The organism is Bacillus cereus, from assembly GCF_002561295.1.
Classification (GTDB): Bacteria; Bacillota; Bacilli; order Bacillales; family Bacillaceae_G; genus Bacillus_A; species Bacillus_A cereus_S.
In genome coordinates this window covers 1-24,142 of record NZ_NTUG01000039.1, presented here as the reverse complement: position 1 = coordinate 24,142, position 24,142 = coordinate 1, and the positions used below count along the sequence as shown (strand labels likewise).

The following is a 24,142-nucleotide window of genomic DNA, read 5'->3' as shown; positions in this document are numbered from 1 at the left end:
ATTCAATAGGGTACAGTGTATTCCGCTTATCTCTTTTTTCATAACCTATATAAATCCATCTTGATTTTTCAACATATAAGTCGCGGCAACGAAGAACAAAAGATGATCGCTACTATGCATGGCTGGATGCTCTCTCCCACCTAAAAAGTAAAGTTTTCAACTTTTACTTATATACATCATTCTGTAGGTTGTTTGATCGTTTCATTTGCTCCTGCTGCTCTTAACATATTCGCCATTTCTTTAAATCCTCGCTTCTCTGCATGCTCTAGTGGAGTAACTCCTTCTCGGTCGGCCATATTTACATCTACACCATGATCAATGAGTAACTGAACAATTTGTTTATGATTTTCACTGCCATTCCCAAGAACAATTGCTTCTAGTAACGCCGTCCACCCAAGATCATTTCTATAATTCACATCAATTTCTGTGCGGTCCAATAGTTCTTTCACAACTTCCACATGCCCTCTTTCAGCTGCGGGAATGAGCGCTGTTCCGCCACGACGATTTATTTCTCTAATATTCGTTCCTGCATCGATTGTTAGCTTCACAATATCAACATAACCCTCTTTGCTCGCATAAAGGAATGGATTTTCTTTATTTTTATCTTGTAATTCAATATCTGCACCTGCGTCAATCAATGCTTTTACTGTCTCAACATGATTATGATACGTTGCTGCCATTACAGGTGTTTCTCCTTTATCCCCTGATACATTTATATTTGCTCCATCTTTTATTAATTTCATAGCTGTTTCCGTATCACCTAGTGTCGCAGACAGTAATAATTGCTTATCCATTAAATTCATACTCTTTTTCTCTTTATTCTCTTCTTCTTTGTTATACGTCTCTTCTTGCTTTTTTTCATTTTTCACTTGAATCGGCTTAGATTCAGTCTCTTCTTGCTTCTCACAAGCTACTATTGTAATAAAAAGCCCTAATAACATACATAATAAAAACTTTTGTTTCCTCACAACTACAGCTCCTATGAAAGATAATGTTTTTGTAACCATCCCTTCATCACATGTAATAACTCTTCTTCAATACATTTATCCATAAGCCCCTTATATTCCTTCATTAATCGAATCATTGTATGCTTATGTTCATAATTTCTTAAAATATGGTTCATGTTCGGAATGATATGCCATTCAGCTTCGCCATTCACATATGAAGCAATTCGTTTAGCATGCTCAGGTGGTACTTGTATATCATTGTCCCCCGTAATTGCTAAAACGGGACATGATACTTGCTCTAAATATGTCACTACATTATATTGTAACTGTTCTCGTAGCCATTTTGCATTCAATTTTGCACCTTTTACCCACATAACAGCTTCTGCTGAATTTTGCACCTTTGTCATCAGTACTTCATTCTGCTGTCGCATCCACCGCGGAATCTTCAACACTTTAGATAACCACCCCATGGATCCCGATATATTTTCAAACTCGTTAATAACTTTATCTATCTGCCTTTCAATTAACATTTTAGATGGTTCTGCTGCACCAGCAAGTAATATTAATCCCGCAACTGATTCCCTGGCATAGACAGCGGGCGCAAGTAAAGCCCCCTCACTATGTCCAGCAATAATAACACGTTTTGGGTCTATTTGTGGATGATCCTTTAAAAATCTAATCCATAAAACTGCATCATCAATAAAATCTGTTACCCCGGATTTATAATAATCCCCCTTACTTTTATGCGTACCACGCTTGTCATAGCGAAGTACTGCAAATCCTAAAGAAGTAAAATAATCCGCTAATTCTTTATATAAGTTTAATTGTAAACGACTCGTATTTCCATCCCGATCTCCTTTTCCAGTACCACCAATGATTACAATAGCTGGATATGATTCAGAATAATATGTAGGGAGCGTTAATGTTCCTTGAAGTGTATACGCACATTCCATCGTCACAAACAGTTCTTTCCCCATGTTTATTCTCCCCTCATTGTTTTTCAGGAATAATATATAATTAAGATCGTTCTTCTTTCCTAATATATCCTATGTCTATATTAACAAATTGAAGAACGGTTAATAATAAAAAAAGATGTGTAGCAAATTCTACACATCTTTTATCATTCACAGCCAGTAACTAGCAAATCATCTTCTAACTTAAGTAACAATGTATCCACATCAATGTCCTGACCAACCTCTATATTTACAGATCGTATATGACCACTAATTCCCACCGCCACTGTCTCCAGTGTTCCATCATTTTTTCGAATCGTCATTAACTTTTCCCATTCATATACGTAAGATGCTTCATCAATGAAAATCTCTTCTACTTTTCCATTATATGAACTATAAATCTCTTCAATCATTGCTTTCATTCAAAATCTACTCCCTACTTCACGCTTCTCTATTTTTCTCATCTATTTTATCACTCATGTAATAAACACATTATGTTTTTAAAAATTCAAAATAAAAATCATGAACAAAATGATAATTATGCGTTTAATAACGTTATTTCTCTAATTATTTACCATATTCCATCCTAATCCAAACTCCTAATTTTATTTATTATTCAAAAAATATCCACTAAAATAAAAGCGACGGTTATAAGAAAGTGAGGGGGAAAATGGAGTCACAGGAACTTTTATTAAAAGAAATCTCAATGATTGAAAAATGGGAGAGAGACCAAGAAGATCTTTGGTTCTTTGAAAAGTGGGGAAAAATTCCGTTTGCTATTCTTGATAAGCTAACCCCAAAGTTTATCCATAAAAAAATTAATATCCTACTAGATGAGCTCATTCAATATCTCAACTCTGGAAGTAAATATTTAATTCATCCACAATCAACAATAGAGAAATTTGAAAATGCAACTTCTTTAACTGATATTCAAAGATTCTCTTTAAGTGAGATGGACGCAATCGTTGATAAAATCATCGAAAATAGAAAATCTGTTGCAACTGCACAAGGTGCCACAACTGGCTTTGGTGGTATTTTCACTCTAGCAATTGATATTCCAGCAGTTTTAAGTATGTCACTAAATGTTTTGCAAGAAATTGCAATTTGCTACGGGTATAATCCAAAAGATATTCAAGAGCGGTTATTTATCGTAAAATGCTTACAATTTTCTTCATCTGATATTGTAGGGAAACAAACAATCCTTCATGAATTAAAGCATTTTGATGCTCGTGCCAATCACGACAACAGTATGTCTCAAATGAAATCATGGCGAGAGGTGTTTACTGTGTATCGTGACAATTACGGTTGGAAAAAGCTATTTCAGATGATTCCTGTTGCTGGCATGATTTTTGGGGCCTATTTCAACCGAAAAACAATTGAAGAAATTGCAGAAGTAGGAAAAATGTTTTATAAGAAAAGAAGAGTACTGGATAGATTAGAAGGAATGAAATACACTTCTAAATAGTTTCTAAAAAGGTGGACTGGTGCAAAGATAAAATAAAAAAGAATATACCCCATATATTTCTTGCACCAGAATCCCTCAAAAATTCCCAAAGATTTTTTTACGTTTTTTCCCCTTTTAAGAAGGTAACTCTATTTACATATAACTAAAATAGAAATCACATCGTTCCCCGTATCAGCAAAATAAAAGGAACTAAGAATACTAACACATTTAATACTATCCCAATCTTTGCTCCATTATTTTTATCTACTTTATAAGAAAAAATAGCTAAAATAAATCCAATAGGACAAAGAAATAAAGGTAAAATAAGAGAACTCCCATGAAATACAGTCAAAATAATTTCATTTATAAAGTTAACTATGAGTAAGATTAATAACACTGGTATTAAAATCGATATAATTGTAGTTACCCCACTTTTCCCCAACAAAATATTCCCCTTTTTATTAAATGATTAATTGAACATCTTCTTTCTCTAAAATATACCATAATTGGAAATATCAATACTTCAAAAAACACTACAGTAGCTGAAAGAAAATAAGATATTATTTCCTTTCAGGTGTTTCACCTTTCTAATTTTATAAAAAAGAAAAAGCACCTCACTCTTAACAAGGTGCTTTAGCAACTATACTTTTTATTTTATACACGTACGGCTGTACCACTAACAGCAACCATTAACATTCCATCACGAACGACCTCGTAGTCTACATCAATACCAACAATTGCATTTGCACCTTTTTGCTTCGCAAGAGTTTTCATCTCTTCCATTGCAATATCACGGGCTTCTTTCAATTTACTTTCATATGCACCAGAACGGCCACCGACAACGTCACGAACAGAAGCAAATAGATCACGTACGATATTTGCACCCATAATCGCTTCACCGTTTACAATATCAATATACTCAATAATTTCTTTTCCTTGAATCGTTGAAGTTGTTGTTATAATCATCACTGACACTCTCCTATAATATCTAAAAATTTTCTGGTATTTTTTATACCTTTATTATCACATTGAAATAATAAATGAACTATCTAATAACCTTACATAAAGATGACAGTTTTGTAAGATTTCATAGGTGAGGACTGATAATCAGTGGCAAACTCTTCATCCCCACTGATTATCAGTCCTCACCAACTAGAATTTTACGGGCAGTAATACTCCCACTCTTTGTTTTTAAGCAGGAGTATTGCTGTCCGCTCCACTAACGAGATAAACTTAACTTTTTTTATTGTTACCTCACGTAGCCTTCAAATATGGATAGATCGCTAAGTCTTCTAAAACCATACTTCCAGCCTTATAATCTCTTACTTTACTTAATACTTTCTAATTCCCATTTATGGTTATTACCTGGTGAAGTTGTATGATCAGGTTTTAAAATAAACTCACTACCTGCCACAAGTGGAGCGCTACCATTATCTGCAACACTACTTAACCAATTATTTTGTCTAAATGTGATATAAGTAGAATCAGATTTTAGATAGAAGCTCTTCTCATTAGGAAGCTTATCTAATTTAATAGAAGATCTATTGTTTTCAGTATCTAACCAGTTATAATCATAACCATTTCCAATATTTAAATACTGATAACCACTATAACTACTGTTAGTAAACTTAAGGAATACTTCTTCATCTTTTTTGAATGGTTGTCCTGGTTTAGGCTGTCCTTTTCTTTCTATCATTACTGGTGTTGCTTGAATGTCTGTCCCATGTATTGCTTTTTGTATAGGACCGAGTCTCAATCTATCCCAATTCGACTGAGGTGAAAAGTGTACATATCGCCCACTAATTGTTTGGTCTAAACCAATGTGCCAATTCTCCTGTACACCTTCACGTATGTTAACATTCGTCTTCAAATAGTACTGTTTTCCTTCTAGAATAGGTTCTCCGGAATTATCTACTACTAATTTATCGATAGCCTCTAGATAGCTTTTATTTGAAACAAGAGGCACAGAAACTTCAGTTTTATTATTTTGGACATCATTGAGTTCAAACTTAACTGGGATTGCTCCAAGAGCTCTTTTGTTTACTGCTAAGTCTACAGGTTCATTCTCTTTAGATTCATACACATTTGAATTCTTATTTCGAACTAATTTTACCTTTTGTTGCTCACCTTCTTTATTTCTAACTGTAACAAAGATTTCGTCACTTATATTAAATAAACCTGGTATAACCGATGCGTAAATCTTTTTCTTGCTATAATCATAGCTGCTATATGATAGAGTTGGTCGTAGTGCACGATTATCAAAGAAACCAAGGTTCACACCTCGTTCTAAAAGAGAACGATTTGGGCCATAACGAACTAGATTTTTGTTTAACTGACCATTCACTACAGCGTTTACTGTCCAAGCATAACTATCTATCCCGCTATTTTTAAAAAATTCGTCCAGTGAAAGATTATGTTCAACGCTAGCAGGTTTTGCTTTATCCTTTTTTGGTGTATACACTCTAAATTTTGGTATAGAACCCAAATTTGTTTCTATTAATGTAGTAGAAGCATTGACATTAGATGCAAAATGCGCCCAATCTCCTAAATTTTCAAATTTTCCATCTTTCATTGTATACACATTCATCGTACTAGTAGGCAATACTTCAATAGAAAGAGGTGCCCCTTGTTCTACTGCTTTTAATTCATCCAGTGTTAGGGAAATTTTCACATCGGCTTGACCTTCTACACTGTCCATTAGAATTTCAGTTTTATTGTTTCCTCCTTTTTCCGTAGTTAACAAGTTTGCTTTATAACGGTCTTGTGTTGCCTTTACAGTATTGATAATTTTATTTCCTAATCGAATATTAAAGTGAGGTGAAACATCCCCAGCAGATGCTGTACCCGTATTTTTATATTCTAGATGAAAGCGCACATTTGCTGCTTTAGCTGAATCAACAGTTGTTGCTGTTGACCAATCAAAACTATTAGAGATACTTTCTGTTTCCGTTTTTGTATTAGAATAACCATACCCCACATTTAACGATCCTTTTCCTGAAGGTACAGGACCCGCTGCTGATCCCTCAGCACCGGCTTCACCAGCTAAACCTATATTAAAAGAATGTTGTACAGATAAACTTTTTTCCCAAGTCTTCGTACGTGATTCACCATTCGAATCTGTAATACTAGCAACCGGAGTAATATCGATGCGTTTTACAGCGATTTGTAGATTTGGTACATTCGCAATCATAGGATTGAAATCCACATCAGAATCACTGCCATAATGCTCCACTTCATAGCTATCTGTAAAAGGGTCTCCATCTGAGTTTGCACTCCTAGGATTTGTTATAAATCTCTTTTCACCAAAGTCTTGCTGTGGATCCCATAGTTGGGCTTCATTTTTTCCTGTCTTTTTATTAAATACAATTTTAAATCCTTTTTCTTCTACATCATTAGGAATGCCATCATTATCCCAGTCATTATTTTCCTGAGGCTCTTCCATAATCATGATTCCCTTTTTTTCAGAACCATCATAAATGATCTTTTGCCCTTCCTTCACATTTTTATCTTCTTTAAAAGTTTCGACTTTTCCACCTTGTTCAGGTGTTGTTTCAGCTAAAATAGGGGATGCTAAAGTCAGCGCCATTGTTACACTACTTAATACCCCAAGTGTTGGTTTTAATTTCTTCATCGTCATTTTTCTCCTTGTTTTCTAGATGAGTTCGAACATCTACTAGTAAAATTAACTTCATCATAGCTAACAAGTCTTTCATTTCTCTCTCATAAATGTTACAAAAGTCTTTCAATGGTATTATTTCTTTTCTGATATAACGGGAAGAGTAAACCAAAATTCACATCCCTGTTTCCCATCTGGGCGATCCTGAACACCAATTTCCCCCTTGTGCATTTCAACTAGTGATTTTGCAATGGCCAGTCCAAGTCCAGATCCTCCAGATTGTGAACTTCTTGATGGGTCTGTTCTGAAAAAACGATCAAATATACGTAATTGATCATCGTAAGAAATCCCTTCTCCTTCATCACGCAAAGTGAATTTGACTTGCTGTTTCTGTTTATTTTCCTCTACAATTAACTCGATTGTTCCAAACGTGGGAGAATGCCGAATCGCATTTTGTAACAAATTACCAATAACCCGCGCTATTTTACATGGCATAATCCAAAGTCGTGGCAATGTATCCGAAACGCGTAATTGCAACTGAATATCTTTTTCCTCTAGTAAAATAGAATGCGAATCTAGTACTTTTAATAGAATGCTATCTACATGTGTTAAATTTGGATGAAATGCTTCTTGTCCAAGTTCTAACTTAGAAAGATCGAACAAATTATTAATTAATCCACTTAATCTTTGTATTTCGTTTAGAATTGTCGTTAAGTACTGCATTTTCATGTTAGGCTCCTCAATTAAACCATCCTGTAACGCTTCTATCATCAATTGTATACTAGCTATAGGAGTTCGTAAGTCATGGGAAATATTCGCAATTAACTCTGTACGTGCTTTTTCTCCTTTTTCTAACTTAGTAAAGCTTTCTTCTAATTTTTTAGCCATTTGTTGAAAGGCTGCCGCTAATTCTTTAAATTCTTCTGGTTCTTTCCCGATTATATACATCGTTTCAAAGTGTCTATCACTAAATTGTTTCGTTAATGCAATTAAATTTTGAATCGATCTCATAATAGGACGTGTCATTAACCAGTAAATAATCGTTGAAACAATCATTGCTACAATCACAATTCCTATTAATAATTTTGTTTGTTCCGGTCTAAGTAACATTCGCCTTTCACTGTACCAAATAAAAATTAACATGATACTTGTACTTAATAGATTCATCAATAACAATTGGTTACGTAATTTCATGCTTGACTTCCTTCCTCTGGCTCAAAGCGATAACCAATACCCCAAACTGTATGAATCCAACGGCTCTTTGTTGTATGCTTCTCCAATTTTTCACGTAAGCGACTCATTAACACAGTTACTGCATTTGTACACCCTTCATACTCAAAACCCCAAATTTGTTCAAGAAGTTGAGAACGTGAAAATACTTGTTTTGGATGTTTTGCCATTATATAAAGCACTTCAAATTCTTTCACAGTTAGCTCGATTTCATGTTCACAAACAAATACACGCCTTTTTGTTGGACAAATCTTCAAATCTAAAAACTCTATCATTCCCGATACCGGTTCTTGCGTTTGTATTGTTACATAATTTCCTCTTCTTAATATAATTTGAACCCTTAATACTAGTTCACGAGGTGAAAACGGCTTTGTCACATAATCATCCGCACCCATTGTTAATCCTAAAATCCGATCTCTTTCTTCTCCCCTAGCGGTTAACATAATAATAGGAACATTAGAATATTGGCGAATTTCCTCACATAATTCCCAACCATCTTTTTTCGGCATCATCAAATCTAAAATAATTAAATCTGGTTGATATTGCTGAAATACATTCCAACCTTCTGTTCCATTTACCGCGGTGTACACTTCATATCCTTCTCTTTCCAAGTACCGTTTACATATGTCTCGGATATTATCTTCATCTTCTATGATTACAATTCTCTTTTTCATACATTAAATCTCCTCCGTTCCTTATAAAAACTGCGATAATAGCACACTAATTAAATTAATTCCGTTTCTCTAACGCTATTTTCAGTCCCTTTGAAATTCTTTGATGTCAGGAATGATTCAAAATACTTCCTCCATTGAAATGTGCTTGTTTAGTAAAGGATATTAATCTTTCCATACTTGTACATCTTTGCTTTCAATTTCCTCATCTTTCTAATCCTCCTAATGTTCTTGGAGCAAGTTGTGTAACGAATTATCATAAATATATTTCAATGTAGTTTAACACACAATCATTTCTCTATTAATCTATATTTACTTTATTCAAATTAAATTTAACACATTGAAGGAAATAACATAATTGCATATAACAGAATGAGCCTGTTCAAAAGTAGAAAGAATTCATCCATCAATTGTTTGCACTTATATCATCAAATATAATTCCACTAGAAATATATGCGCTATATTCTCTTTTATTTTCTCTTTGCATTAGAACCTAAAAAGGCCCCTACTGCTAGGGGCCTCCTCCGTTACTTTTCACTTTTCTCGTTTTCTTCCACTACTTGCACAACAGGTTTCTCACACACCGCTTGCTGCACTGCACCTTTTCCAGCAAAGCTTTCTAATAGTTCCTTTAAATCAATGCCAGAAGAAGCTTTCAATGTTTCTTGCATCGTTGCCATTAGATCCGTTGCATATCCTGCCACTTTTCCAGCGCCGCTGTTTTTTCCACCGCCGCCTGTATCAACAACAGTAATTTTATCAATGTTGCTAAGCGGGCTTGCAATTTCTTTTGCGTAGCTTGGAAGCATTTTAAGAACCATATCCATAATTGCCGCTTGCCCATATAATTCGAATGCTTCTGCGATTTTTTGTTTCGCTTCTGCTTCTGCTAGACCTTTTAATCTAATAACATCCGCTTCTGCTGTACCTTGTGCTTTCTGAACTTCTGCTTTTGCCTGACCTTGTGCTTTTTCAATTTCTGCTTTCGCTAAACCTTCTACACGTACTTCTTCTGCACGAGCTCTCGCTTCAGCTTCAATCTTATATTGATCTGCATCCGCTTTTTTCATTTGTTTTACTTTTTCCGCTTCCGCTGATTGTTCAACCGCATAGCGATCTGCATCTGCTTTTTTCTTTACTTCCGCATCATATTGTTTTTCACGACGCGCAATCTCTTTTTCTTCTAATTCAATTTGTTTTTCACGCTCAATAATTTTAACGCGCATTTGTTCTTCTGTAACACCTTGTTGTGCTTTTGCTTGTTGTAATTCATACGAAAGGTCCGCATCGGCACGAGCTTGCTCTTGCTCTCTCTTATATGATTGCACTTTTAATTCCTTATGCTTTTCAGCTTCAGCAATTTGTGCATCACGTTGATACTCGGCTTCTTTTGCCTCTTTTTCTGCACGGGCTTTTTCAATACGTGCCTCTTTTTCACGCTCTGCATTCGCAATCGTTGCATCACGTTTTACTGTTGCGATTTGCGGTTGACCAAGCGCATCTAAATAACCATTTTTGTCCATAATTTCTTTAATAGTAAACGAAACAATGCGAAGACCCATTTTTTTCAAATCAGTTGAAGCAACTTCATGTACTTTTTGAGCAAATTGCTCTCTATTACTATAAGCATCTTCCACTGTCATTGAAGATAAGATAGCACGTAAATGACCTTCTAGTACTTCTTTTGCTTCAACCTTTAGCTCTTCTGTTTCTTTTCCCAAATATTGTTCAGCAGCTGTAGATACTTCTTCAATTGTTGAACCGACTTTAATAATCGAAACACCATTTACTGTAACCGGTACCCCTTGCTTCGTATACGTATCACGTGTTCCAACTTCTAATTTATAGTTTAATAAACTCAGAGGTTCCGCTCGTTGCATAATCGGTACAACAAAAGTACCTCCACCACGAATAATTTTAATTTTCTTTCCATCATCTGTTGTAACAACGTTTTTTCCGCCACCAAGCCAGTTTCCTGTTACGATCAGCGCCTCATCCGGACCAACTGTGCGATATTTCGTAATAAACACTAAAATAAGTAAAAGTAAAATTGCGAGTAACACACCACCGATAATTAATGGAATCATTCAAATTCCTCCTTATAACTTTGGTTTTTTTAAAGAATAAGCGATATTTTGCACAAGCAAAACACCATCTTGGACTCCCTCAATCATGACCTCTGTTCCTTGTGAAATATCTTTCTTTCCAATTGTTTTAGCTGGTATCGCATTGCTTCCAAATTTTGAAGAGACTAGCACTTCTCCAAAGCCTTCCTTCGGGATGGTAATAATCACTTCACCTCTGCAACCGACAAATTCATCCATACGTTGCACTGTATTTTGTTCAGCTTCTGCAATTGGTTTTAAAATCAATATCTTCATTAGAAAAACACCAATAAATGATATGCCAAAAGAAAGACTAAAAATAACAATACTATTCAAAGAAAATAAGTACTCACCTATATAACTAAACCCACAAAGCATTGCAAGGAAACTGAGCAACAGCGTTACAATGGAGACTGATCCACCGCCAAAGCTAAAGATAGATTCAAATATATCTCCAAAAAAGATATAAATAATAGTAAGTACAGTAGCAATAATAAATCCATATAAGTAAATTGTTTCAAGCGGATAACCAAACAATGTCATACCTTATCCCCCCTTTCATTATTGCTTCTCTCTTTTTTATATGTATGCCTCACCTCTTTCAAGAATTATTTTTCCTAATTTTCAGTCATTTACTATTAAGAAAAAAACCTGGACGACAGGCTCTCTAAAAAAGAACAGGAGGAGCCTATTGTGACAGGCTCCTCCTAGAAAATAACCGATATATTGTATATTTATATAATATACTATTTTACATAAAAAGTAAAGTTTTATATACATTAACTTTACAAATATTCCTTTATTTGTATACGAAATATTTTATTATATATAATCCATTATTAGTACCTTATTTCTTCATACAGTAAAAACTTTATCTATGCCTACAACTTATATGTCGAAAAATCACAATGGATTCATATATATATGGGTGCTCACAAAAAATTTCTAGATAATTGATTACCTAACATCTCTTGTACTTAAACATATAATAGCCAATTCAACATATGTATTTGTATCCCCAGCAAAAAACCCCTTAAAAAAGGGGTTATACCATTTTCTGACTTGATTCTTCTCTAAAAAAGCTCTTCATTGCGTGAAACACGTCCGCTTTTTGTTTTAAAATATAGTATCTGAAATTCTCGTCTTTAATATTTTTATAGGCTGACATAAGCGTACTGTGACGATTATACTGGTTTACTTCCCCATACCCAAACATATTACATATCTTCATCAATTCTTGCACAAGCTTCACACAACGAGCATTATCTGATGTTAAATTATCTCCATCTGAAAAATGAAATGGATAAATATTATAGCGTTCTGGTGAATATTTTCCATCTATAATCTCGAGTGCTTTTCTATAAACAGAGGAACATATTGTTCCGCCACTCTCGCCTTTTGAGAAAAACTCTTCTTCTGTTACGACCTTCGCTTCTGTATGATGCGCAATAAATTCTATATCGACCGTTTCGTACTTTGTACGTAAAAATCTTGTCATCCAAAAGAAGAAACTACGCGCCATATACTTCTCCCACATACCCATAGATCCACTCGTATCCATCATTGCTAATACGACAGCTTTGGAATCTGGCTTCAACACTTCATTCCACGTCCGGAACTTCAAATCCTCCTGTCGAATCGGATGAAAAGCAGGCTTTCCATTCATCGCATTTCGTTTATAGGCTGATATCATCGTCCGTTTTTTATCAATATTTCCCCATAGTCCTGTCTTTCTAATGTCATTAAATTCAATATGTTCAATACGATTTTCATCCATTTCTTTCCGCTTTAAATTAGGCAGCTCCAACTCTTTAAAAAATGCTTGCTCTAATTCTAAAATTGATACTTCCGCTTCATAATAATCTTCTCCAGCTGTATCTCCCGCACCTTGCCCTTTTCCTGGTCCCTTTTGCTTTTGACCACTTGATCCATCTCGTGCAACGACATCGCCAACTTTACTATCACCAGTTCCTTGCCCCACATGTTTATTCTTATCGTAGTTATATCTAATCTTATATTCATCTAAAGACCGGATTGGTATTTTAACAACGTCCCTACCATTAGACATAACGATACTTTCTTCCGTCACAAGATCTGGTAAATTTTTCTTAATTGCATCTTGCACCTTTTCTTGATGGCGTTGTTGATCGTCATGTCCTTTGCGATGGAGGGACCAGTTTTCCTGTGAAATTGTATAATTTGGTTGATTTTCTTCGCCCATCCTTTTCCCTCCTTACTGTGATTTTTCTTCTTTTTCTCTAATAAACAGTAATATACGGATTTGAGGTTATGGTGTAGCAACAAAAGTAATTAAAAAGTATCTGCTCATTAGAAATGAATTTCCCAAAAATCATAAGACCCCATAGCTTTTTTACGTATTATCCCGAACTTCTTTAACAAAACTTTAGCATCCATTTAAATTTAAAATTTCTTTAACTGATACGAAAGAAACACAATTCATTGTTGCACACTTTTCAATCTGCAACATATTGTATTGTGTTGGCTTTTTCTGTATGAATGGTTGGTTACTCTATCATATGCGTATTGTAAAAATAATTGACAAGAAATTCATGAAATTACACCTTAATTTATTATATTTGGACAAGTCCATGCGTGAAATGAGACATTCACTTTGGAAAACCGACATCAAACCTATTTTTCAGTTAGAAGGGAGCGTCCGGCCGAGTGTAGTAGCGGGCATTTCCTTTTTTAGCCCCATGCCCAGTAAAAACAAAATGCAGAGATAAGTGGAGATTTTCTTTTGTTTTCATAACCGCGATTTAGATGTTGGAAAGTCGAAATGGATTTATCCCGCATTAACGGGCAGTAAGACCCCCACTGATTAAAGTTTCACTTTATATAATAGAGTTTTATCACTTCAATCAAATAGATACAAAAACGCTGCCTCTGGTTTCAGAAGAGACAGCGTTTTATTATCAAACTATCGATTCAACAAGCTACCTACATAGCGAAGTAATTCATTTGCTGATGAAGAATTGTAGCCATGTTCATCGATTAAGCGTGCTACAACATCATTAATTTTCTTCAGCTGATTTTCGTCTGGTGTTTTCGTTGATGTTGTAATTTTCACAACATCTTTCAGATCAGCAAATAATTTTTTCTGAATTGCTTCGCGAAGACGCTCATGTGAATTGTAGTCAAAACGTTTCCCTTTACGAGCATACGCAGAAATTCGTATTAAAATTTCTTCCCGGAATGCTTTCTTCGCATTTTCTGAAATACCAATTTGTTCTTCAATAGAACGCATAAGTTTTTCATCTGGACTCATTTCTTCACCTGTTAATGGGTCACGTAATTTTGATTTATTGCAATATGCCTCAACATTATCTAAGTAATTATCCATAAGCGTCTTAGCTGATTCTTCATATGAATATACAAATGCTTTTTGGACTTCTTTCTTAGCAATGTCATCGTACTCTTTTCGTGCTAATGAAATAAAATTCATATAGCGTTCCCGATCTTCATTGCTAATGGATGGATGTTGATCTAATCCATCTTTTAAAGAACGTAATACATCAAGCGCGTTAATCGATGGTACCTCTTTTCTAATAATAGTAGAAGAAATACGGTTAATGACATAACGCGGATCAATACCACTCATACCTTCATCTTGATATTCACGCTGCAGGTCTTCGACATCAATTGCATTGTATCCTTCAACCATTTCTCCATCATATAAACGCATCTTTTTAATTAAATCAATATCTGGGCGTTTCGGATCCTTGAGGCGTGTTAAAATCGTAAACATCGCTGCGACGCGAAGTGTATGCGGCGCAATGTGCACATTTGCAACATCACTTTCATAAATCATCTTTTCATAAATATGTTCTTCTTCACTCGCTCGTAAATTATATGGAACAGGCATTACGATAATTCTTGAATGTAACGCCTCATTTTTCTTATTGGAAATAAAGGAGCGATACTCTGTTTCATTGGTATGCGCTACAATTAATTCATCCGCTGAAATAAGAGCAAATCTTCCAGCTTTGAAGTTCCCTTCTTGTGTTAGAGATAATAGATGCCATAAAAATTTCTCATCACATTTTAACATCTCTTGAAATTCCATCATTCCACGGTTCGCTTTATTTAACTCTCCGTCAAAACGATATGCACGTGGATCTGACTCTGAACCATATTCTGCAATTGTAGAAAAATCAATACTTCCTGTTAAATCCGCAATATCCTGTGATTTTGGGTCTGAAGGACTGAATGTACCAATTCCAGTCCGGCGATCTTCTGAGAAGAAAATCCTTTCTACAACTACATCTTCAATTCTTCCACCATATTCTTTTTCTAAGCGCATTACATTTAATGGTGATAAATTCCCTTCAATCCTTACACCATATTCATCGTAAAAATCATCACGTAAATGATGTGGTATTAGATGAAGAGGATCTTCATGCATTGGGCAACCTTTTATCGCAAAAACAGCTCCGCGATCTGTACGCGAGTACGTCTCTAATCCCCGCTTTAACATCGTAACTAGCGTTGATTTACCACCACTAACTGGCCCCATTAATAACAAAATCCGTTTTCTAACATCTAAACGTTTGGCAGACGGATGAAAATATTCTTCTACTAGACGCTCTAATGCATCTTCTAATCCAAATAGCTGATTGCTAAAAAAGTTGTATTTTCTTCTGCCTTCTACTTCTTCAATACCAGCATCTTTAATCATATTGTAAATGCGAGAGTGTGCAGTTTGAGCCACCCATGGTCTTTCTTTCACAAGCTCCAAATACTCCGCAAACGTACCTTCCCATTGTAAACGTTCTTCTGCTTCTCGATGTTGCTCAATTTTCTTTAGAATATCCATTATAGCTCCTCCCCCATCTCCTTGTTCAATCGGATTATTATAAAAGGTATGCGAGGATGTCCTTAAACATTCTTTAAATCAAAACGAAATCTTCTACAAACATTATAAATTTCATCCCAAACTTAAAAGAAAATTCTGTATAATGAATTTATTAGGGAACTTCTCCCTCACTTTCTCAAATATCTCTTCTTTACTTCCACAGAATCTACATAAACTTCCGATCAAATGAGCTAAAATATGAAGAAGGAGGATCCATATGAAATTATTATTAATTTTAGGTGTATCACTGACGTTTCTTACTGCAATTTTCACTTCAGGTTATAATGATAAGCCAGGTACAAACAAAAAGTGATGAGCCTCCGCTCATCACTTTTTGTTATCTATTACATCCAGACTTTAGTATACAATTTCTAAATCTAAACCTGGATAATTTTGCTGACGGAATGCTTCATAAATTAAAATTGCTGCTGTATTTGATAAATTTAAAGAACGTACTTTGTCAGTCATTGGGATACGTAAACAATGATCAAAATTTTCTTCAATTACGTTTGCTGGCAATCCGTTTGTTTCTCTTCCAAATACAAAATAATAATTTTTTTCTACATTACTATAATCAAACTGTGTATGAGCTTTTTCACCATACTTTGTTAAATAGAAGAATTCACCATCACTATTTTTTTCATAAAACTCTTCAATCGAATCATAATACGTAATTTTTACGTGCTGCCAGTAATCAAGACCGGCACGCTTTAACATTTTATCATCCGTTGAAAAACCTAATGGTCTAATTAAATGTAATTCTGTTCCAGTTGCTGCACAAGTACGCGCAATGTTCCCTGTATTTGCTGGAATTTCTGGTTGATATAAAACAACATGTACTCCCACTTGATATTCACCTCAATCTTTTGTCTACTACGTATTATACCACTTGGATAAAAAATCTCTACCCATTAGTAATATGAAAAAATTTATATTTCATTTGCGGCGTATATTTGCTGGAATCTTCATAATTCCAATAACGCATACGACTATTAGCAGAATGAGCATTTACAAGCGGCATGCCATCCGCATCTTTTGCCACAACTATCGTTGTATGATTCCATCTACCATCATCTTCAAAATCATAGACAATTACATCACCCAGTAAAAGCTCTTTTGGGCTTTCTACCGACTTCGCACGTAGCCCCGTTGTAGCTCCTGATAAATACCAATAAAATGAATGAGCAACTGCCCAGCTCCAGCTCCACTGATTCTCACGTTGCCACCATCCTTTACGAATGTTAGGATACCCAGTCATTGGGGTTTCACCAGCATGTAAACATTGCGAAATAAAATTTGTACAATTATCAGGAAAATTGCGATACGCTGGGTTCCGATCATCCCACCAACGCTCCGCATATTTGACAGCTTCCAAGCGATTATATTGATACAAATCATAATTCCCTTTTTTTATATCACGCTCTAATGTTTCACCTTGAACTCTTTCTTCTTTTGTTTCAATACATTTATCATCTACAATACGCCCATTCTCCAAATACATACGTCTTTCTAATTGTTCTTCTTCCATATAGAATAATTCATGATGATAAACTAAGTATTTCAAATGAACTTGATAATCTACCTCTTGATAGTTCTTCCCGTTCCATTGTCTTATAAAAGATACATCTGCTGTTGCTTTTACAATTTCAGCATCACGTTTTTGAAGCAAATTTCTTTTTCGTTGTAACACTTGTAGTAAATCAGCAGGAATCTTATCGACGCCTGCACGTTTATTTGTAATATACGCTAAAAATTGTTGCATCTGTTGTTCAAGCTGCCTTTTTACCAACATAGGTCTCTCCCTCCCATATTACACAATATGAAAAAAAGAGGTATTATCTACTGTTTTTTCTCAGCTAACATTTCAAGACCACGATTCATTTCATGAATAACTTCTTCATCTTTCTCACGTTGCATCGCCTTTTCAATTGCTTCTTTTGCATCTTCGCCACCAATTTTCCCTAAAACCCACGCTGCTGTCCCTCGAATGACGGGTCTTGGATCATCTTTCATCACACCAATTAAATCAGGAATTGCTGTGGTTTCTTTAAAATGAGCAAGCGCTAAAATTGCATTTCGTTGCAACGGTTTTTTCCCGCGCCACGATCCCGACATAATGCCGTATTTTTCTTTAAAGTCTCGGTTACTAATCGTTAATAATGGCGTTAACAGCGGTTTGACAAGCTCTGGATCGGGTTCCATTTCTGGATGGTTATGAAAATCCATTCCTCTGTTCTTTGGGCAAACTGTCTGGCACGTATCACAGCCGTAAATCCGATTGCCGATTTTATCCCGATATTCTTCTGGAAGAAATCCCTTTGTTTGCGTTAAAAAGGCAATACATTTTTTAGAATCTAATTGTCCACCTTGTACAAGTGCACCAGTGGGACAAATATCTATACACTTTGTACAGCTTCCGCACTGATCTTCTATCGGTTGGTCTGGCGGAAATGGTACATTCGTAATCATTTCACCTAAATACACATAAGAACCAAATTCTGGTGTAATAATGGAGCAATTTTTACCGCTCCAACCAATGCCAGCACGCTCTGAAACAGCACGATCACTTAGTTCTCCCGTATCTACCATTGATTTCACTTCTATATCAGGGAGCTTCTCAATTAAATACGCCTCTAATTTTTGCAAGCGATCTCGTAAAACAAGATGATAATCTTGTCCCCAAGATGCACGACAAAAAATCCCCCGTCTTTCTCCACGTTTACTTAGCGGTGCATTTTTCAACTTTGATGGGTATGCTAATGCAATTGCAATAATTGATTTCGCTCCCGGCAATAGCAACTGTGGATTTGTTCTTTTTTCAATATCAGATTCTTCAAAACCAGACTGATAATTTAATTGTTGTTGCTGAATTAAACGCTGTTTTAATTCTTCAAATGGTGAGGCACTCGCAAAGCCTATTTTATCTATTCCAATCGTTTTACTATACGCTATAACATCCTGTTTTAATTGCTCAAAATCCATGCTTTGCCTCCTTCTACGATGAATACATATTCTCATCAAACAAGTAATCACCTACCGATGGTTAGCAATTCACTTCGTCATCATAGTTCTTAATTCTATTTTCGCATAAAATCTTCATTTCCAAACATTAAAAAACGCAATGCCTCGTTTATCTTAGAAACGAAACACTGCGTTGATCACAATTTAATATGAGAATATAAAATAACATTTGGAGCGGGTGAAGAGAATCGAACTCTCGACCAGAGCTTGGAAGGCTCTTGTTTTACCACTAAACTACACCCGCAAATTTGAAAAAATATAATTTTTTGAAATAACTTATGTAAAGTAGTATAGCATGTAACAAAAGCCTAAGCAAGAAATTTATCGAAAAAAGTCGAAAAAGTGATGAGTACCCTCATCACTTTTTCAATGCTTTATCAATTTCCTTTTTGATACTATCATAATCCGGATTTGTAAGATTTCCGTTTACATAGACTGAAGGAGCACCCTGTACTTTCAGTTTTTTAGCACGGTCTGCATCTTTACGTACTTTTTCTTGTATTTCTTTGCTATGTAAATCTTTTTTAAACTGATCTACATTAACCTTTGGAAGTTTTTCTTTCACTATATTAAGAAGCAGTTCTTCTGTAATCCATTCCTCAGTATCTTTCCCCTGGTTTTGATAAATTTCATCGTAGAATGTCCAGAAGGATTCTGGGTCCTGTTTATATATTGCCTCACCAGCAGCAGCACCTAAGTCAGAATCTTTTCCAATAAACGGGAAATTAATGAAATAAAACTGTACTTTATCTTTATTAATATAGTCTTCCTTTAAACGAGGTAATACTGTCGCATCCCAAGTTCGACAAGCTGGGCATTTAAAGTCTCCAAATTCTACAACCTTAACAGGAGCATCTTTCTTCCCTAAAGATTGCTGCGAGGAATAAGCAAACATCTCATCCCCTTTATCCTTTTTGTCATTTATGATACTGTACGCAATAGTCCCGATTACAATTAATACGGCGATAGAAAAAACAATACCAAGAGCCATGATTTTGTTCGATGATTTCATATACATTCCTCTTTAAATTCATATTCTGTATACATTGTTGTACACATTACACATAATATCAATACTTATCCGGGTCACGCAATGAACACGCTCACATAATTTCCAAAAATACGACAAATGTGTCAATATTGTGTCTCCTCTTTGGCCATTTTATTCAAAAAAAAGCGAAGTTTCCTCTATGGAACTCCGCTTTTAGCTCACCGCTTTTTCACGTGCTACTTTTTGTAACGAATGCTTAGTTGAAATGTCATGACGAATTACTAATTTTTCACTAACCGCTTGCAAATATTCATCATGACTAATATAGCCTTCTCGTTCCATTAATTTCAAAACGACATTTCGTCTTTCTACCGCTTTATCATAATTTTGAGCAGGGGAATAATAAGCAGGAGCTTTCACAATAGCAGCCATCATAGCACTTTCACTTAATGTTAATTGACTTACCTCTTTGCCGAAGTATAACTTGGATGCTTTTTCAATCCCCCATGCACCTTCTCCGTAATAAATATTGCTTACATATAATTTTAAAATCTCATCTTTAGTAAATGTACGCTCAATTTTTTTTGTATAAAAGACCTCTTTCCACTTACGAGAAAATGTACGTTCATTAGATAAAAAAGCATTTTTGGAAAGCTGTTGTGTAATTGTACTTCCGCCCTGTACAACCCCGCCCGCTTTTATATTTTCAATAGACGCTCTAACAATTGCTATATAGTCTAAACCATTATGGTGGTAAAACCTTTTATCCTCTGTCGCAATAAACGCGTGAGCCAAAGATTCTGGCACCTCTAAGTTAGCTGGTACATGCAGCTTACTAATATCACTTCGTTCAATCATTACATTTCCTATGAATAGTAATGTACAACTAAGTAGTAATAATAAAATAATAGCTTTATAAAGAAACTTTGTAATTGGATTGAATGAAACTTTTTGATGATAGTTAACTCTAGATAGTACTCGTTCTTTCATCGTGCACACCTCTTTTCCTTACAACTCTATAATCCTTACATTAAGAATACTGTTTCTTAAAGCAATCTCCAATTGATTTCTCTTACACTTACCTTACAATGTTGTAAGCTATAAAGTGAAACTGTAATCAGTGGGGATTTTTCTTCATCCCACTGATTATTAGTTAAACCAATCGGGCTTTTACGGACAGTTGATCCCCACCTATCTTCCTCGTTTCTCTCTGAATCTTGAGGTGGGGGTCTTACTGCCCGCAAATAGCGGGGTAAAATACATATTTTAACTGAAATCATAAGAAATTTCTATTCCTGTCAGCAGCTTTTAGAATCACAACTCCATTCTTCTATTATACCATTTCATGTTTTTTCAGTTTTAAGTAGGTTCTGGCTAAACTACTTAACAAAACGATTCAACTTCAATTAAGAGATTCTAATTATAACACCAAACAAACGTTCTATCAATTGTTATATTTATTCTAACTTACCACCATATATTTATTGATTACTTAGTTTTTCCCCTTCAACATTAGGTTAGACATTTTTTCTCATACGATACAAACCAAAAAGGACAAGTGAATTGAGATTTATCAAATCACTTGTCCTTTTTAAATAAAGTGAAACTTTAATCGGTAAGGACCTTCTTCAGCCCACATTGATTATTAGCCTTCACCAACCGTTCTTACTGCCCGTTAATGCTGGATAAAATAGCCTTATTTGTTCTATAATCTTCCTACCAACTTGTAAGGTTCTACTTTCCAAGTTTCATATGGAATAAAGTTTTTAGCTTTTATAGCATCAAGTGTTCTCGAATTCATGTGTGGACGTGTTATATACTCATCAATGTTTTCTTCATTTAAAGCAATAAATTTTGCTTCTTTAATCTCTTCAGCTGGAACCTTTATTTCCCCGCTTACATACTCCACCTTAAACACCACTGATAAAATATACTTTGAAGCATTATAGTAAAGCCCTGTGATGCCAATTGGTTTTACTGTAAGCCCCGTTTCTTCAAGTACTTCTCGGCAAACTGCCTGATCCAGAGGTTCCCCTTCCTCTACTTGTCCGCCAGGCATTTCCCACGTATCAGCTCTCCATTGTACCTTCACTAGCAGGATTTCGTTATTTTCATTCATTATGCAAGCTGAAACAGCAACAATATGCTTAGGTGTTGAATATTCCATTCTATATACCTCCAAAAAACAATCATTTCTATTTTAAATACAATATATATTAATATTCATTAAATATTGTGAAAATCCTTGTTAGACTACACATAACATAAGAAAAGAGACCTTCTGTTATAAATAACAAAGGGTCTCTTTTTCATACATTATTCTCCTAAATCCACATTGTGATAAACTTGTTGAACATCTTCTAAATCTTCCAATGCATCAATCATTTTTTCAAATTGTACTTGTACATCTTCTGAAAGTGTTACATCACTTTGTGCAAGCATTGTTAATTCAGCAACTGTAAATTCTGTAATACCAGCATCCTTCAGTGCTGCTTGTACCGCATGGAATTGATCAGGCTCAGCATAGACGATTACTGCCTCTTCCTCTTCTAAAATGTCACGCGCATCTACGTCTGCTTCCATTAAAATTTCAAGTACGTCGTCTGCAGTTTTTCCTTCAAGCCCAATAACAGCAGTCGCATCAAACATGTATGCTACTGATCCATTCACACCCATATTACCGCTATTTTTACTAAATGCAGCACGGACATCTGCTGCAGTACGGTTCACGTTATTTGTAAGTGTATCTACAATTACCATAGATCCGTTTGGTCCAAATCCTTCATAACGAAGTTCGTCATAGTTTTCTTCTGAACCACCTTTTGCTTTTTCAATCGCACGATCAATAATTGTTCTTGGTACACTATACGTCTTTGCACGCTCTAATACCACTTTTAAAGCTTGGTTTGATTCTGGATCTGGCTCACCTTGTTTTGCCGCCACGTAAATCTCACGTCCAAATTTAGCGTATACACGGCTTGTATTTGCATCTTTTGATGCTTTTTTGTCTTTAATATTATTCCATTTACGACCCATTCTGTTCCACTCTCTTTCACGTTTAAATCTACATAAAAAATATTAATATGAAATATAATGTTTATTCAACACTTTTTCAAAATAAATATAAAAAGTTCATAATCGACTCACATTATTGACATAATATACACCGATAGAATTTAATTCATTCACCAAATTATATTATACCTTACTTTCATAGTTTATTACGAGTTTAACACGCTGCATAGTATCGTCCTTCTTCTTTCATATATAATTGAATTGGTACTAGCCGTTCTTTATACTACCTTTGTATAGCAAATATAATATAAAGAATCCCCCGACTCAATATCAATAATTAAACAAAGGGATAATCATAAATATCCTTAAGAACACGAAAAAACGGTTCCTACTGAACGTAAGAACCGTTTAAATGATACCGATGGTCGGGGTCGAACCGACACTCCCGAAGGAACACGATTTTGAGTCGTGCGCGTCTGCCAATTCCGCCACATCGGCATAATAAGAAAGGCGGCAACCGGATTCGAACCGGTGGTAAAGGTTTTGCAGACCTCTGCCTTACCACTTGGCTATGCCGCCATATTAAATTAAAGTGGAGCGGAAGACGGGATTCGAACCCGCGACCCCAACCTTGGCAAGGTTGTATTCTACCACTGAACTACTTCCGCAAAAATGGCTGGGCTAGCTGGATTCGAACCAGCGCATGACGGAGTCAAAGTCCGTTGCCTTACCGCTTGGCTATAGCCCACCGAAGGTTTAATTCATTATATGTAAGTAACCATTACATTATTTGTAATTTTTAAAATAAAAATGGGGCGACTGATGGGAATCGAACCCACGAATGCCGGAGCCACAATCCGGTGCGTTAACCACTTCGCCACAGCCGCCATGCTGTATTTGGCAGGGGTAGTAGGAATTGAACCCACACTGGAGGTTTTGGAGACCTCTGTTCTACCTTTAAACTATACCCCTATATAAAATGTAAATGGTGGAGGGGGGCAGATTCGAACTGCCGAACCCGAAGGAGCGGATTTACAGTCCGCCGCGTTTAGCCACTTCGCTACCCCTCCGAAACTTACATGGTGCCGGCTAGAGGACTTGAACCCCCAACCTACTGATTACAAGTCAGTTGCTCTACCAATTGAGCTAAGCCGGCGTATTTAGTTGAAAATGGTGGCTCGGGACGGAATCGAACCGCCGACACGAGGATTTTCAGTCCTCTGCTCTACCGACTGAGCTACCGAGCCAGAAATAAATGGCGGTCCCGACCGGG

20 protein-coding genes and 10 tRNA genes are annotated in these 24,142 nt (G+C 35.6%); 1 reads left to right on the top strand and 29 read right to left on the bottom strand.

Translation table 11 applies throughout. The features are described from left to right. Window positions 1–176: 176 nt before the first annotated feature. From CN373_RS21255 to CN373_RS21245, 3 genes are all read right to left on the bottom strand, one after another. Window positions 177–1,007, bottom strand: a complete 831-nt coding sequence (locus CN373_RS21255) for an ankyrin repeat domain-containing protein (protein WP_000256860.1) — start codon at window positions 1,005–1,007, stop codon at window positions 177–179. Then, complete coding sequence (locus CN373_RS21250) at window positions 980–1,924, bottom strand: alpha/beta hydrolase family protein (RefSeq protein ID WP_000514108.1); 945 nt, start codon at window positions 1,922–1,924, stop codon at window positions 980–982. The genes CN373_RS21255 and CN373_RS21250 overlap by 28 nt, the downstream gene beginning before the upstream one ends. A gap of 143 nt (window positions 1,925–2,067) precedes the next feature. Further along, window positions 2,068–2,322 (bottom strand): hypothetical protein, encoded by a 255-nt coding sequence (locus CN373_RS21245; RefSeq protein WP_000646390.1) that lies wholly within the window; start codon window positions 2,320–2,322, stop codon window positions 2,068–2,070. A 248-nt stretch (window positions 2,323–2,570) separates the two neighbouring features. Here CN373_RS21245 and CN373_RS21240 point away from each other — a divergent pair, with 248 nt between their 5' ends. Continuing rightward, the gene (locus CN373_RS21240; protein WP_000445669.1) at window positions 2,571–3,365 is read left to right on the top strand and encodes an EcsC family protein; all 795 of its coding nucleotides are present in this window, start codon (window positions 2,571–2,573) and stop codon (window positions 3,363–3,365) included. A 154-nt stretch (window positions 3,366–3,519) separates the two neighbouring features. Here the strand turns inward: CN373_RS21240 and CN373_RS21235 are convergent, their stop codons facing one another. The 26 genes from CN373_RS21235 to CN373_RS21095 all read right to left on the bottom strand — a co-directional run bounded on the left by CN373_RS21235 (window position 3,520) and on the right by CN373_RS21095 (window position 24,116). After that, complete coding sequence (locus tag CN373_RS21235) at window positions 3,520–3,789, bottom strand: hypothetical protein (RefSeq protein ID WP_033663958.1); 270 nt, start codon at window positions 3,787–3,789, stop codon at window positions 3,520–3,522. Between the two features lie 209 nt (window positions 3,790–3,998). Then, window positions 3,999–4,310, bottom strand: a complete 312-nt coding sequence (locus CN373_RS21230) for a heavy metal-binding domain-containing protein (protein WP_000587631.1) — start codon at window positions 4,308–4,310, stop codon at window positions 3,999–4,001. A gap of 361 nt (window positions 4,311–4,671) precedes the next feature. Next, a complete protein-coding gene (locus CN373_RS21225; RefSeq protein WP_098360107.1) occupies window positions 4,672–6,975 on the bottom strand; it encodes a binary toxin-like calcium binding domain-containing protein in 2,304 nt (767 codons plus the stop codon). Between the two features lie 120 nt (window positions 6,976–7,095). Then, window positions 7,096–8,154, bottom strand: a complete 1,059-nt coding sequence (locus CN373_RS21220; protein ID WP_033663957.1) for a sensor histidine kinase — start codon at window positions 8,152–8,154, stop codon at window positions 7,096–7,098. Beyond that, window positions 8,151–8,864: a response regulator transcription factor gene (locus CN373_RS21215; RefSeq protein WP_000746218.1), complete on the bottom strand. Its 714-nt coding sequence runs from the start codon at window positions 8,862–8,864 to the stop codon at window positions 8,151–8,153. Before CN373_RS21215 ends, CN373_RS21220 begins: the two co-directional genes overlap by 4 nt. A gap of 524 nt (window positions 8,865–9,388) precedes the next feature. Then, a complete protein-coding gene (locus CN373_RS21210) occupies window positions 9,389–10,948 on the bottom strand; it encodes a flotillin family protein (RefSeq protein WP_000612479.1) in 1,560 nt (519 codons plus the stop codon). Window positions 10,949–10,960: 12 nt separating this feature from the next. Further along, window positions 10,961–11,509, bottom strand: coding sequence for an NfeD family protein (locus CN373_RS21205; protein WP_098360106.1), 549 nt, complete (start codon window positions 11,507–11,509; stop codon window positions 10,961–10,963). 502 nt (window positions 11,510–12,011) lie between these two features. Further along, entirely contained in the window at window positions 12,012–13,187 is a 1,176-nt protein-coding gene (yhbH, locus tag CN373_RS21200; RefSeq protein WP_000503497.1) for a sporulation protein YhbH, read from the bottom strand. A 720-nt stretch (window positions 13,188–13,907) separates the two neighbouring features. Beyond that, complete coding sequence (locus CN373_RS21190; protein ID WP_000353284.1) at window positions 13,908–15,803, bottom strand: PrkA family serine protein kinase; 1,896 nt, start codon at window positions 15,801–15,803, stop codon at window positions 13,908–13,910. A 396-nt stretch (window positions 15,804–16,199) separates the two neighbouring features. Then, window positions 16,200–16,688: a tRNA (uridine(34)/cytosine(34)/5-carboxymethylaminomethyluridine(34)-2'-O)-methyltransferase TrmL gene (gene trmL / locus CN373_RS21180; protein ID WP_000538148.1), complete on the bottom strand. Its 489-nt coding sequence runs from the start codon at window positions 16,686–16,688 to the stop codon at window positions 16,200–16,202. A gap of 58 nt (window positions 16,689–16,746) precedes the next feature. Continuing rightward, window positions 16,747–17,634, bottom strand: coding sequence for an amidase domain-containing protein (locus tag CN373_RS21175; protein ID WP_098360105.1), 888 nt, complete (start codon window positions 17,632–17,634; stop codon window positions 16,747–16,749). 47 nt (window positions 17,635–17,681) lie between these two features. Beyond that, complete coding sequence (gene queG / locus CN373_RS21170; RefSeq protein WP_000345230.1) at window positions 17,682–18,824, bottom strand: tRNA epoxyqueuosine(34) reductase QueG; 1,143 nt, start codon at window positions 18,822–18,824, stop codon at window positions 17,682–17,684. Between the two features lie 209 nt (window positions 18,825–19,033). Continuing rightward, window positions 19,034–19,107 (bottom strand) — tRNA-Gly (locus CN373_RS21165). Window positions 19,108–19,221: 114 nt separating this feature from the next. After that, window positions 19,222–19,875 (bottom strand): DsbA family protein, encoded by a 654-nt coding sequence (locus tag CN373_RS21160; protein WP_000842718.1) that lies wholly within the window; start codon window positions 19,873–19,875, stop codon window positions 19,222–19,224. A gap of 192 nt (window positions 19,876–20,067) precedes the next feature. Next, window positions 20,068–20,844 carry a transglycosylase domain-containing protein gene (locus CN373_RS21155; RefSeq protein WP_000664721.1) on the bottom strand — a complete coding sequence of 259 codons (777 nt, stop codon included), beginning with the start codon at window positions 20,842–20,844 and terminating at the stop codon, window positions 20,068–20,070. A gap of 715 nt (window positions 20,845–21,559) precedes the next feature. Next, complete coding sequence (locus CN373_RS21145) at window positions 21,560–22,021, bottom strand: NUDIX hydrolase (RefSeq protein WP_000456848.1); 462 nt, start codon at window positions 22,019–22,021, stop codon at window positions 21,560–21,562. Between the two features lie 149 nt (window positions 22,022–22,170). After that, window positions 22,171–22,890 carry a YebC/PmpR family DNA-binding transcriptional regulator gene (locus CN373_RS21140; RefSeq protein WP_000532962.1) on the bottom strand — a complete coding sequence of 240 codons (720 nt, stop codon included), beginning with the start codon at window positions 22,888–22,890 and terminating at the stop codon, window positions 22,171–22,173. 395 nt (window positions 22,891–23,285) lie between these two features. Then, window positions 23,286–23,367: transfer RNA gene (locus CN373_RS21135), tRNA-Leu, on the bottom strand. A 10-nt stretch (window positions 23,368–23,377) separates the two neighbouring features. Continuing rightward, window positions 23,378–23,448: transfer RNA gene (locus tag CN373_RS21130), tRNA-Cys, on the bottom strand. A gap of 14 nt (window positions 23,449–23,462) precedes the next feature. Further along, window positions 23,463–23,537 (bottom strand) — tRNA-Gly (locus CN373_RS21125). Between the two features lie 5 nt (window positions 23,538–23,542). Then, window positions 23,543–23,617: transfer RNA gene (locus CN373_RS21120), tRNA-Gln, on the bottom strand. A gap of 63 nt (window positions 23,618–23,680) precedes the next feature. Next, window positions 23,681–23,756: transfer RNA gene (locus tag CN373_RS21115), tRNA-His, on the bottom strand. Window positions 23,757–23,767: 11 nt separating this feature from the next. Next, a tRNA-Trp gene (locus tag CN373_RS21110) sits at window positions 23,768–23,841 on the bottom strand. A gap of 14 nt (window positions 23,842–23,855) precedes the next feature. After that, window positions 23,856–23,939, bottom strand: a tRNA-Tyr gene (locus CN373_RS21105). A gap of 10 nt (window positions 23,940–23,949) precedes the next feature. Beyond that, window positions 23,950–24,025: transfer RNA gene (locus CN373_RS21100), tRNA-Thr, on the bottom strand. 15 nt (window positions 24,026–24,040) lie between these two features. Next, window positions 24,041–24,116, bottom strand: a tRNA-Phe gene (locus CN373_RS21095). Between the last annotated feature and the right edge of the window lie 26 nt (window positions 24,117–24,142).

What these genes read in the sequence shown, in the direction of transcription:
- CN373_RS21205 (WP_098360106.1), bottom strand. Translation starts at nt 11,509, where the DNA reads ATGACATTGTTTGGTTATCCGCTTGAAACAATTTACTTATATGGATTT.
- queG (WP_000345230.1), bottom strand. Translation starts at nt 18,824, where the DNA reads ATGGATTTTGAGCAATTAAAACAGGATGTTATAGCGTATAGTAAAACG.
- yhbH (WP_000503497.1), bottom strand. Translation starts at nt 13,187, where the DNA reads ATGGGCGAAGAAAATCAACCAAATTATACAATTTCACAGGAAAACTGG.
- CN373_RS21225 (WP_098360107.1), bottom strand. Translation starts at nt 6,975, where the DNA reads ATGAAGAAATTAAAACCAACACTTGGGGTATTAAGTAGTGTAACAATG.
- CN373_RS21220 (WP_033663957.1), bottom strand. Translation starts at nt 8,154, where the DNA reads ATGAAATTACGTAACCAATTGTTATTGATGAATCTATTAAGTACAAGT.
- CN373_RS21245 (WP_000646390.1), bottom strand. Translation starts at nt 2,322, where the DNA reads ATGAAAGCAATGATTGAAGAGATTTATAGTTCATATAATGGAAAAGTA.
- CN373_RS21250 (WP_000514108.1), bottom strand. Translation starts at nt 1,924, where the DNA reads ATGGGGAAAGAACTGTTTGTGACGATGGAATGTGCGTATACACTTCAA.
- CN373_RS21255 (WP_000256860.1), bottom strand. Translation starts at nt 1,007, where the DNA reads ATGGTTACAAAAACATTATCTTTCATAGGAGCTGTAGTTGTGAGGAAA.
- CN373_RS21210 (WP_000612479.1), bottom strand. Translation starts at nt 10,948, where the DNA reads ATGATTCCATTAATTATCGGTGGTGTGTTACTCGCAATTTTACTTTTA.
- CN373_RS21155 (WP_000664721.1), bottom strand. Translation starts at nt 20,844, where the DNA reads ATGAAAGAACGAGTACTATCTAGAGTTAACTATCATCAAAAAGTTTCA.
- CN373_RS21240 (WP_000445669.1), top strand. Translation starts at nt 2,571, where the DNA reads ATGGAGTCACAGGAACTTTTATTAAAAGAAATCTCAATGATTGAAAAA.
- CN373_RS21175 (WP_098360105.1), bottom strand. Translation starts at nt 17,634, where the DNA reads ATGTTGGTAAAAAGGCAGCTTGAACAACAGATGCAACAATTTTTAGCG.
- CN373_RS21230 (WP_000587631.1), bottom strand. Translation starts at nt 4,310, where the DNA reads ATGATTATAACAACAACTTCAACGATTCAAGGAAAAGAAATTATTGAG.
- CN373_RS21215 (WP_000746218.1), bottom strand. Translation starts at nt 8,864, where the DNA reads ATGAAAAAGAGAATTGTAATCATAGAAGATGAAGATAATATCCGAGAC.
- CN373_RS21160 (WP_000842718.1), bottom strand. Translation starts at nt 19,875, where the DNA reads ATGAAATCATCGAACAAAATCATGGCTCTTGGTATTGTTTTTTCTATC.
- CN373_RS21145 (WP_000456848.1), bottom strand. Translation starts at nt 22,021, where the DNA reads ATGGAATATTCAACACCTAAGCATATTGTTGCTGTTTCAGCTTGCATA.
- CN373_RS21190 (WP_000353284.1), bottom strand. Translation starts at nt 15,803, where the DNA reads ATGGATATTCTAAAGAAAATTGAGCAACATCGAGAAGCAGAAGAACGT.
- CN373_RS21140 (WP_000532962.1), bottom strand. Translation starts at nt 22,890, where the DNA reads ATGGGTCGTAAATGGAATAATATTAAAGACAAAAAAGCATCAAAAGAT.